Origin of the sequence: Streptomyces sp. VTCC 41912 (genome assembly GCF_045799175.1) — a bacterium.
Lineage (GTDB): Bacteria > Actinomycetota > Actinomycetes > Streptomycetales > Streptomycetaceae > Streptomyces > Streptomyces albulus_C.
This window is the reverse complement of the sequence record NZ_JBJMAB010000019.1, coordinates 138,219-147,314: the sequence shown is the minus strand read 5'-3', so window position 1 is coordinate 147,314 and position 9,096 is coordinate 138,219. Positions and strand designations below refer to the sequence as shown.

Sequence of the window (9,096 nt, the reverse complement as noted above, 5' to 3'; positions counted from 1 at the left end):
CCCGCGGACGCGCTGAAGCTGGGCGGTTCGTACGACGAGAGCATCCAGGTCCACCCGGTCGGCATCGCCAACTGACCCCCATGCGCGGTACGTCGAGCCGGCAGGTCACAACGGACCTGCCGGCTTCCGGCATGCGGCATCCGGTCAACGGTGCGTCCGGGGATCCCGGCGCGCTCGGGGATGACGTGCCGGCTCGACGTACTCACGGTCAACTCGGTCTGCTGAAAGGCGGGTTGACGGTGAACGGCGCCGAGTTCCCCCAGCGGGCCGCAGCTCGACAACGGCCCCCGCGCCGCCACCCTCCTCACTGAAACGGAATCGGCAGTCCCCGCTCCCCCTCCGGCCGCGCGCCGAGGATCCGCCGTTGGGCCGGCTCGATCCGGACGTCGTGGATGCCCGCCTCCCGCCGGCGCATCAGTCCCGACGCGTCGAACTCCCACAGCTCGTTGCCGTGACTCCGCCACCACTGGCCGCTGGCGTCCCGGCTCTCGTACTGGAACCGCACCGCGATCCGGTCCCCGGCGTACGACCAGAGTTCCTTGCGCAGCGCGTAGTCCAGCTCCCGGGCCCACTTGTCGCGCAGGAACGCGACGATCTCGGCGCGCCCGGTGAGGAAGACGTCCCGGTTCCGCCAGACGGAGTCCTCGGTGTACGCGAGGGCCACCCGCTCGGGATCGCGGGTGTTCCAGGCGTCCTCGGCGGCCTGGACCTTCTGTCGTGCGCCCGCCTCGTCGAACGGGGGGAAGGGGGGCCGGGGTGCGGTCGCGGTCATGGCGTGACTCCCGTCTGCGGGGACATGGGCGAAACACTGGAGAACGAGCGTTCTCCGGGTGCTCGGCTAGTCTAGAGAACGAACGTTCTCCCGGGAAGGCGGGCCCCAGTGACGGTCCACGGTGATGTCCACGACGAGGTGCGGACGCGGATCCTCGACGCCGCGGAACGGCTCTTCTACGAGCGCGGCATCCAGGCCGTCGGCATGGACGAACTCCGCACCGCCGCCGGCGTGTCCCTCAAGCGCCTCTACCGCACGTTCCCGGCCAAGCACGACCTCGTCGAGGCGTACCTGCGCCGCCGTGACGCCCGCTGGCGGGCCGACCTCGCCGCCTACGTGGCCGCGCGCGCGGGCCCAGGAACCAGGACGGACGCCGGTGCTCCGGCGGACCGGATCCGCGCGGTCTTCGACTGGCTCGCGGGGTGGTTCGCCGCCCCGGACTTCCACGGCTGCGCCTTCATCAACGCCTACGGCGAACTGGGCACCACCGCGGAGGGCGTCGCCCGGGCCACCCGCGACCACAAGCGCGCCCTGCACGCCTACCTCACCGACCTCGTCCGCCCGCTGAACCACCCCAGCCCCACCGTCCTGGCCACCCAACTGGCCTTCCTGGTCGACGGCGCCATCACCGCCGCCGCGATATCGGGCGACCCCGCGTCCGCGGACACGGCCGCGGCGGCGGCGCGGGTGTTGGTCGGGGCGTCCGCGACCGACCCCTCTTGATTGAAAGCAAAAGGAACGCCCGGCCGGTTTATTGGGGGAGATCGCCCGGTGGTGCTGTCAGTGCCGTGTGCCAAAGTGGACCCAGCAGATGAGCTGAGTAGCAATGGGGGAGGGGCTCACCGTGCCATTGGCGGACGAGGTGGCCGCATGCCACGAAGGCCGGCCGAATCCGGCCGCACTGGTCGGCGAATTCCGGCGCACGATCGTGATACTCCCGATCGTCGACGACGCATTCCTCATGGCCGAGTTGGACGGTATTCGCTGGCTTTATGCATTCAGCGACGAGGCTGCCTTGTCCGGATTTGCCGCGGAACGCGGGGGCGAACCGGAGCCGGAGTGGCGGTACGTGTCCGTGGTCGGCGCCCGCGTCCTCGACGTGCTGGTTCCGGCCATCGGCGGGCCCGTGGGCGTGGCCCTGGATGCCGGGAGCGAACACGGCATGGTTTTCCCGCCGGTATCCGGAATCGTCCCGGATCGCGTTGCGATAGACGCGCACACCGACCCGGCCACGGCCTCGTCTGTTGACACACCGGGCACCACGCACGCCTAGGGGGGATCGTTCATGGGGCTTATAGAGGGAAGCGGTTACCGCACCGATCCGGAGGCTTTCGAACAGCTCACCAAGGGCATAACGGCGGCGATCAGTGAACTGAAGGAGCTGGGTTTCGACATCGAGGCCCAACTCGGTCGCGGCTTCGACAAGCTGTCCTTGGACGCGACGGAATGCGGCGACGACGGCCTGGCATCGGTCTTCTCGTCGTTCTGCGACCGCTGGGGTTGGGGCGTCTACAACCTGATGCGGGAGGCCAACGACTTCTCCGAGAAGCTGGGGCTCACGGCCGGCAACTACTACGAGCAGGAGCAGTACGCCTCCGACATCCTCAAACAGGGCGTGAACGCCGCGGTCGGCGACCCCAACAAGTCGGCGGAGGAGCTTCACCGGACGTCCTGGAGCAAGCTCGGCAACGACACCGTCGACGCGTACAAGAACTGGGACTGGGACCCGAATTCGCAGGCCTCGCGCGAGTCGTACCAAAGGAGCTACGACGCCGTCGAGCAGTTCGGGCACGAGGTGACGTCGATCCCGGACCGCATCGCCAACGGCGGCGAGGACCCGGCCGACACGACCGCGAAGCTCCAGGAACCACGGCAGACACACGGGGGCAGTGAGAAGTGAGCGTGTTCGGGGACGGCCTCAACGAAATCGCCGACGGGGTGGGCGAGCTGACCGATGCCGTGGAGAGCGGCGCCGGCAAGGTCGTGGAGTTCGGGGCCGACAAGCTGGGCGACGGCCTGGAGATGGTCGGCGCCGACGGCGCAGCGGACAAGGTCCGCTCAGGGGGCGACAAGCTCGCCGGCGCGCTGGGCGCCCACGTCGACGAGCGGCAACTCGGCGAGACCGAGGATCCCAAACAGCTCATCCACGGGGACGTCGAGAAGCTCGACGAGACGGTCTCCCACCTGAAGGACTTCGCGGCGGCGTTCAACCGCGTCGCCGACGGCATGCGCAAGCTGGGCTCCGGCCAGCACTGGTCCGGCCAGGCCGCCGACGCCTTCCGCGAGGCGTTCGAGATGCACCCCAAGCAGTGGATGCACGCCGCCGACGCGTGCGACGACGCGTACAAGGCGCTTCAGGGGTACGCGGAAACGGTCTCCTGGGCACAGGGCCAGGCGTCCTCGGCGATCGAGAAGTACCGCCGGGCACAACAGGACCGGGAGAACGCCCTGCACGCCTGGAAGGCGAAGGTCGACGCGTACGTGGCGCAGGGCCAGCGCTACGAGGCGGCCGTCGCCCAGGGGCAGGACGCCGGCCCGCAGCCGACGTCGCCCGGCGACTTCGTGGACCCGGGCACGGAGGGCCGCGAGGCCGCCCAGGACATGATCAAGAACGCCCGCAGCCAGCGGAACGAGGCCGCCGAGCGAGCCCGCAACGCCCTCAAGGGCGCCCTGGCGCACGCCCCCGACAAGCCGCAGTTCACCGACCTGGCCGGCGCGGGCCTCAAGGACGGCGCCAAGGCGTTCGCCATCGAGCACATGCATCTCGCCGGCGGCGTGGCCAAGGCCGGCATCGAGACCCTGAACCTCGCCCGCAAGGTCAACCCCCTCGACCCCTACAACATCGCCCACCCCTTCCAGTTCGCCTCGAACGTCTCCACCACGCTCCTCGGACTGGCCCAGGCGCCCCTGCACCCCGTCGAGATGGCCAAGGGCGTGTTGGGCTCGGGCTGGGGCAGCGACCCGGCGGAGGCGTACGGCACGTTCCTCGGCAACCTCGTCGGGGGCAAGGGAGCCGGCGGGCTGGCCAAGGGAGCCGTGCGGGCGGGGGCGAAGGACGCGCTCAAGGGCGCCGCCCGCAACGCCGTGAAGGAGGGCGGCAAGCGGACGGTGCGCGACCGCTTGCGCACCGCCTGGTGCAAGACCTTCGGCAGCGACCCCATCGACATGGCCACCGGCCGCATGATCCTGCCGCAGACCGACGTCGCCCTCCCCGCCAGCCTGCCGCTCGCCTTCACCCGCACCTTCGAGTCGTCCTACCGCACCGGCCGCTGGTTCGGCCGCACGTGGATGTCCACGCTCGACCAGCGCCTGGAGATCGACGCCGAGGGCGTCATCCTCATAGGCGAGGAGGGCAACTTCCTCCTCTACCCGCACCCCGCCGTCGGCGTCCCCACCCTCCCCCTCGAAGGCGACGGCGCGCCGCTCGCCCGCACCCCGGACGGCGACTACTTCCTCGTCGACCACGTCACCGGCATCCGCCGCTACTTCACCACCCACACCGAGAACCTCGCCCTCCTCGACGAGATCTCCGACCGCCACGGCAACCACCAGACCTTCGACTACACCGAAGACGGCAAGCCCACCGCGATCACCCACAGCGCCGGCTACCGCCTCCTGCTCACCACCGAGGGGACCCCCGAGGGCGACCGCATCACCGCCCTCCACCTGGCCGGCGCAGCCCCCGACGGCACCGACCAAGTCCTGGCCACCTACGGCTACGACGCCTTCGGCAACCTCACCACCGTCACCAAGCCGGCCTCCGACCGCCCCCTCGGCTTCACCTACGACGACGCCGGCCGCATCACCTCCTGGACCGACACCAACGGCAGCAGCTACACCTACGCCTACGACGAGGCCGACCGCTGCACCTCCCAGGGCGGCATCGCCGGCCACCTCCGCGCCCGCTACGTCTGGGGCGACCCGGACCCCACGACGGGCCTGGGCACCAACCGCTTCTTCAACTCCCAGGACCAGCTGACCACTTACCAGGTCAACGACCACCACCAGATCGTCGCCACCACCGACCCCACCGGCGCCACCACCCGCACCACCCGCGACGCCAAGCACCGCGTCCTGTCCACCACCGACCCCCTGGGCCGCACCACCCGCTTCACCTACGACGACGAGGGCCGCCCCACCACCGTCACCCTCCCCGACGGCACCGCCTCCACCACGGTCTACGACGCCCACGGCAACCCCCTCAACGTCACCGGCCCCGACGGCACCACCTGGGCGCACACCTACAACGCGCACGGCCTCCGCGTCGCCACCACCGACCCCGCCGGCGCCACCACCACCTACACCCACGACGCCCGCGGCAACCTCGCCTCCGTCACCGACGCCCTCGGCCACACCACCCGCATCGACTGCGACGCCGCCGGCCTCCCGCACTCGGTCACCGACCCCCTGGGCCACACCACCCACTACCGCCGCGACGCCTTCGGCCGCACCACGTCGATAACGGATCCCCTGGGCGCGACCACCCACCTCCAGTGGACCGTCGAAGGCAAACTCGCGGCCCGAGTCGACCCCACCGGCGCACGGGAGGAGTGGACCTACGACGGCGAGGGCAACCGCCTCACCCACACCGACGCCGTCGGCCAGACGACGCACTTCTCCTACACCCACTTCGACCTGCTCGCCGCCCGCACCGACCCCGACGGCGTCCGCTACGAGTTCGCCCACGACACCGAACTCCGCCTCACCCAGGTCACCAACCCCCAGGGCCTGACCTGGAACTACACCTACGACGGCGCCGGCCGCCTGATATCCGAATCCGACTTCGACGACCGGGTACTGTCCTACGTCCACGACGCGGCGGGCCAACTGGCCACTCGCACCAACGCTTTGGACGAGGTCACGACGTACACCCGTGACTCCCTCGGTCGCATCACGGAGAAGAACGCCGCAGGGCTGGTCACCACCTATGTGCACGACCCCGCCGGCAACCTCCACCAGGCCGCCAACCCCGACGCCACCGTCACCTACACCCGCGACATCCTGGGCCGCGTCCTGACCGAAACGGTCAACGACCGGACCATGACGTTCACCTACGACATCCTGGGCCGCCGCACCTCCCGCACCACCCCCACCGGCCACCACACCACCTACACCTACGACGCGGCCGGCAACCGCACCGGCATGGACATCGCCGGCCACCCCTTGTCGTTCTCGTACGACGCCGCAGGCCAGGAACTCACCCGCACCATCGGCAACAACCTCCACCTCACCCACACCTGGGACCCCACCGGCCGCCTCACCAGCCAGTCCCTCTCAGCAGCAGCCACCGACCCCACCGGCACCGCCCAGGCCGAGGTCCAACAAGTCCTCCAACGCGCCTACACCTACCGCCCCGACGGCCACCTCACCGCCATCGACGACTCCCACACCGGCCGCCGAACCTTCACCCTCGACCCCGCCGGCCGCGTCACCGCCGTCCAGGCCACGGACTGGACCGAGACCTACGCGTATGACGCGGCGGGCAACCAGACGTATGCGGCTTGGCCTGACCGACATCCGGGGGCTTCGGCGCGGGGCGACAGGTCGTGCGAGGGCACACGCGTTTTGCATGCTGGCCGCATCCGCTACGGATATGACAACCTTGGCCGCACTATCCTCCGCCAAAAGACGCGCCTTTCCCGCAGGCCCGATACCTGGCAGTACACCTGGAACAGTGAAGACCAGCTCGCTGCGGTTGTCACCCCCGAAAGCGCTACGTGGAGTTATTTCTATGATCCCTTCGGTCGTCGAATAGCTAAGCAGAAAACTTCTGACGAAGGAGTCGTATGTGCACGAGTAGACTTTGACTGGGATGGCATCAATCTTGCCGAGCAGACCGCAATAGAGTCTAGTTTCGCATCTCCCGTAACGCTCACCTGGGATTACGACGGCGTACGCGCTGTCAGTCAGGCAGAGCGCAAGCATTGGACTGACCTTGGCCAAATAAAATTCGACCAACGTTTCTTCTTCATCATCACTGATCTCGTTGGGTCTCCCGCGTCCCTAGTGGACGAGGCGGGTAATCTGGCGTGGCGTAGCAGTGGAAATATATGGGGGGCAACCAGTTGGTCGCACACTAGTACCGCGTATACTCCGCTCAGGTTTCCTGGGCAATACTTTGACCCTGAAACCGGGCTTCACTACAACCTTCACCGTCACTATGACCCCGCAGTGGGCCGCTACATCATTCCTGATCCTGTTGGTCTAAGCGCCGCTCCGAATCCCGTTACGTACGTCCACAATCCTCTCTCTTATATCGATCCCCTTGGTCTTTCAGGATGTTCGGCGCCGAAGCCTGGGACCCATCTGGGTGATACTGGTCGGCTTGGTGGCTGGATCCCCGAGAAGGTCCCGGACGAAGCGATGGAAGCTATAAGCGACGTCAAGAAGTACGGGCGAGATGCTACGGGCTGGGGAGAACAGTGGCATGGTCCGAACCTGTCCATGGAGACTTTCCAAAATACAGGCAAGGGTGGTGCGCATGCGCTTCCGACGCATTCATCTTCCGGAGAGCCGATCAGGTACCGTGAATACGGTGCGCCAGCGTCTCCCGATAACCCGAAGCCAGGTGGAGAGCGAATCGTCTTCGGAAGCGACGGGTCCATCTATTATTCTCCGACACACTATCAGACCTACATCGTTGTGGAGGGCCCGAAACGGTGATCATGAAAGAGCCCTGGGAGCAGGTTAAGCCGTGGCTGTACCTCGCGAGCCCAGGTTCCGTAGGGCGGGTGAGAGACCTCCTTCCGTTGTCGGGTTTGACGTTCGCGGCGTGGATGAATGGCGAAACGATGGGGGATTCGGACGCGGTATTTGAGCAATTTTGGCACGGTTTCCAATTGCCGGAATACTTCGGGTGGAATTTTCCGGCCTTGAGTGATTGTCTTCGTGATTTGCGATGGCTGCCGGCGGATCAATATGTTCTCTTTATTGAAAAGTCTGACCAGATTCTGCGTGATGAGGTCGAGGCTAGGTTTGACTTCTTCGGTTCACTGCTGAGGGCCGGTGAAAAATGGGGGCGCTTGAGAGGGAGGGAGGATGTCGAAAGGGTGAAATTCCTGGTCGTCCTTGAGTGTGACGAGCGAGAAGTTCAGGGTATGCGGGAAATTATCACTAACGCGGTAGATTCTGCTTGCTGATGTAATGACTGGGTGCTTGTCGACTCGCGCGAACAATGGAAGAGGCGCTGCCATCAGTGGGTGCCGAGCGGGACACTCGGTTCTGGGCGGGGTCACCTCTAGTCGACGCAGACGGTCCACTCCACCCGGCCCACCGCGTCGTCGCGGACCTGGACATGTTCCAGCAGCTTCACCCGGGTCCCGTCCGCTTCCCGGCGGGCCAACCGCTCGTAGACGGTTTGTCAGGGTCCGTACCGCTCAGGCAGATCGCGCCACGGAGCCCCGGTCCGCAGTCGCCACAGCACCCCGTTGACCACCTGCTGGTGATCACGCCACGGACGACCACGTCCATCCACCCGCGGCAACAGGGGTTCTATTCGCTCCCATGCTGCATCCGTCAACTCACCTCGACCTGGCACAAGATCAATGATCAGAGTGTCCGTGCCCGGACTTCGATGCGGGGTCCGTCACAAAACGGCTCACCCGGTAGGTGGTCGGCAGCGCCAGGCGCCCGCACAGCGTGTCGATCCGAAGCAGCTCCCCGTCGACTCCTGCTTCCCGAAGGTGGCGCAACCGCGTACGCATCTCCGCTTGGTCCTGTGTCTCAACAACCACTTCCCACTGTCCCGCGTCCGGTGCGGTGCGAGCAGCAAGCCGCCGCCCCGCGTCCTCCTGCCGCCGCTTTCTCTTCCTCTGCCCTGGCACCTGCCCAGAATCACTGGCCGACGCCAGGACGGCAAGGCAATCGAACCGAGCACGCACTGCTCGGTGATCATTTGTCAGACATGCCCTGGCGGGGCTCCACGTGGCCTTCTTCGTCCTGGCCTTCGGGGAGTGGGGACGCCGGTAGGCGCCCCAGCCTGCTGTCGGCGATGCGGAGGATGTTGTTGAGGGCGGCCGTGGTGCGGATGAGGGTCAGGCGGAGCAGGAGGGGGCCGGCGGCCTCGTTGCGCAGGGCGGTCTGGGCGTCGGTGAAGGCGTGGGCCGCGTTGCGCATCTGCTGGGCTTCCATGCGGTCTGCCCTGCGGGAGAGGAAGCCGTTGCCGTCGCCGGAGGCGGCCAGGTAGCAGGGTCGGCCGTCCCAGGTCGACCAGGGAAGCAACCGGAGGGCGGAGCCCGGCTGTTGGGGGTTGTTGGGGTCGTAGGTCATTTCAGTCCATCTCTGCACGGTGCCGACCGAGGTCGGGCGTCTTGTGTGAACTCCCC

General features: G+C 67.2%; 8 protein-coding genes and 1 pseudogene. 5 read left to right on the top strand and 4 right to left on the bottom strand.

Annotation, left to right across the window (positions count from 1 at the left end; all coding sequences use genetic code 11):
* A partial coding sequence (locus tag ACJ6WD_RS24975) for a hypothetical protein (RefSeq protein ID WP_407616528.1) occupies positions 1–206 on the bottom strand: 206 nt, incomplete at its 3' end.
* A 98-nt stretch (positions 207–304) separates the two neighbouring features.
* On the bottom strand, positions 305–772 hold the full coding sequence (locus tag ACJ6WD_RS24970; protein WP_233660519.1) for a nuclear transport factor 2 family protein: 468 nt from the start codon (positions 770–772) through the stop codon (positions 305–307).
* Between the two features lie 108 nt (positions 773–880).
* On the opposite strand from ACJ6WD_RS24970, the gene ACJ6WD_RS24965 reads away from it, so the two are divergent.
* From ACJ6WD_RS24965 to ACJ6WD_RS24945, 5 genes are all read left to right on the top strand, one after another.
* Complete coding sequence (locus tag ACJ6WD_RS24965; protein WP_407616527.1) at positions 881–1,495, top strand: TetR/AcrR family transcriptional regulator; 615 nt, start codon at positions 881–883, stop codon at positions 1,493–1,495.
* Between the two features lie 121 nt (positions 1,496–1,616).
* A complete protein-coding gene (locus ACJ6WD_RS24960; RefSeq protein WP_407616526.1) occupies positions 1,617–2,045 on the top strand; it encodes an SseB family protein in 429 nt (142 codons plus the stop codon).
* Between the two features lie 12 nt (positions 2,046–2,057).
* Positions 2,058–2,672: a hypothetical protein gene (locus ACJ6WD_RS24955; RefSeq protein ID WP_233660522.1), complete on the top strand. Its 615-nt coding sequence runs from the start codon at positions 2,058–2,060 to the stop codon at positions 2,670–2,672.
* A gap of 2 nt (positions 2,673–2,674) precedes the next feature.
* Positions 2,675–7,435 carry a putative T7SS-secreted protein gene (locus ACJ6WD_RS24950; protein WP_407616525.1) on the top strand — a complete coding sequence of 1,587 codons (4,761 nt, stop codon included), beginning with the start codon at positions 2,675–2,677 and terminating at the stop codon, positions 7,433–7,435.
* A 2-nt stretch (positions 7,436–7,437) separates the two neighbouring features.
* Entirely contained in the window at positions 7,438–7,911 is a 474-nt protein-coding gene (locus tag ACJ6WD_RS24945; RefSeq protein WP_407616531.1) for a barstar family protein, read from the top strand.
* 101 nt (positions 7,912–8,012) lie between these two features.
* Here the strand turns inward: ACJ6WD_RS24945 and ACJ6WD_RS24940 are convergent.
* Positions 8,013–8,309 (bottom strand): annotated as a pseudogene (locus tag ACJ6WD_RS24940) (transposase); the annotation flags it as partial.
* Positions 8,310–8,662: 353 nt separating this feature from the next.
* Positions 8,663–9,040, bottom strand: coding sequence for a hypothetical protein (locus ACJ6WD_RS24935; protein ID WP_407616524.1), 378 nt, complete (start codon positions 9,038–9,040; stop codon positions 8,663–8,665).
* Between the last annotated feature and the right edge of the window lie 56 nt (positions 9,041–9,096).

Excerpts from the sequence above, each read along its gene's own strand:
- ACJ6WD_RS24970 (WP_233660519.1), bottom strand. The coding sequence starts at position 772 with ATGACCGCGACCGCACCCCGGCCCCCCTTCCCCCCGTTCGACGAGGCG.
- ACJ6WD_RS24955 (WP_233660522.1), top strand. The coding sequence starts at position 2,058 with ATGGGGCTTATAGAGGGAAGCGGTTACCGCACCGATCCGGAGGCTTTC.
- ACJ6WD_RS24945 (WP_407616531.1), top strand. The coding sequence starts at position 7,438 with ATGAAAGAGCCCTGGGAGCAGGTTAAGCCGTGGCTGTACCTCGCGAGC.
- ACJ6WD_RS24935 (WP_407616524.1), bottom strand. The coding sequence starts at position 9,040 with ATGACCTACGACCCCAACAACCCCCAACAGCCGGGCTCCGCCCTCCGG.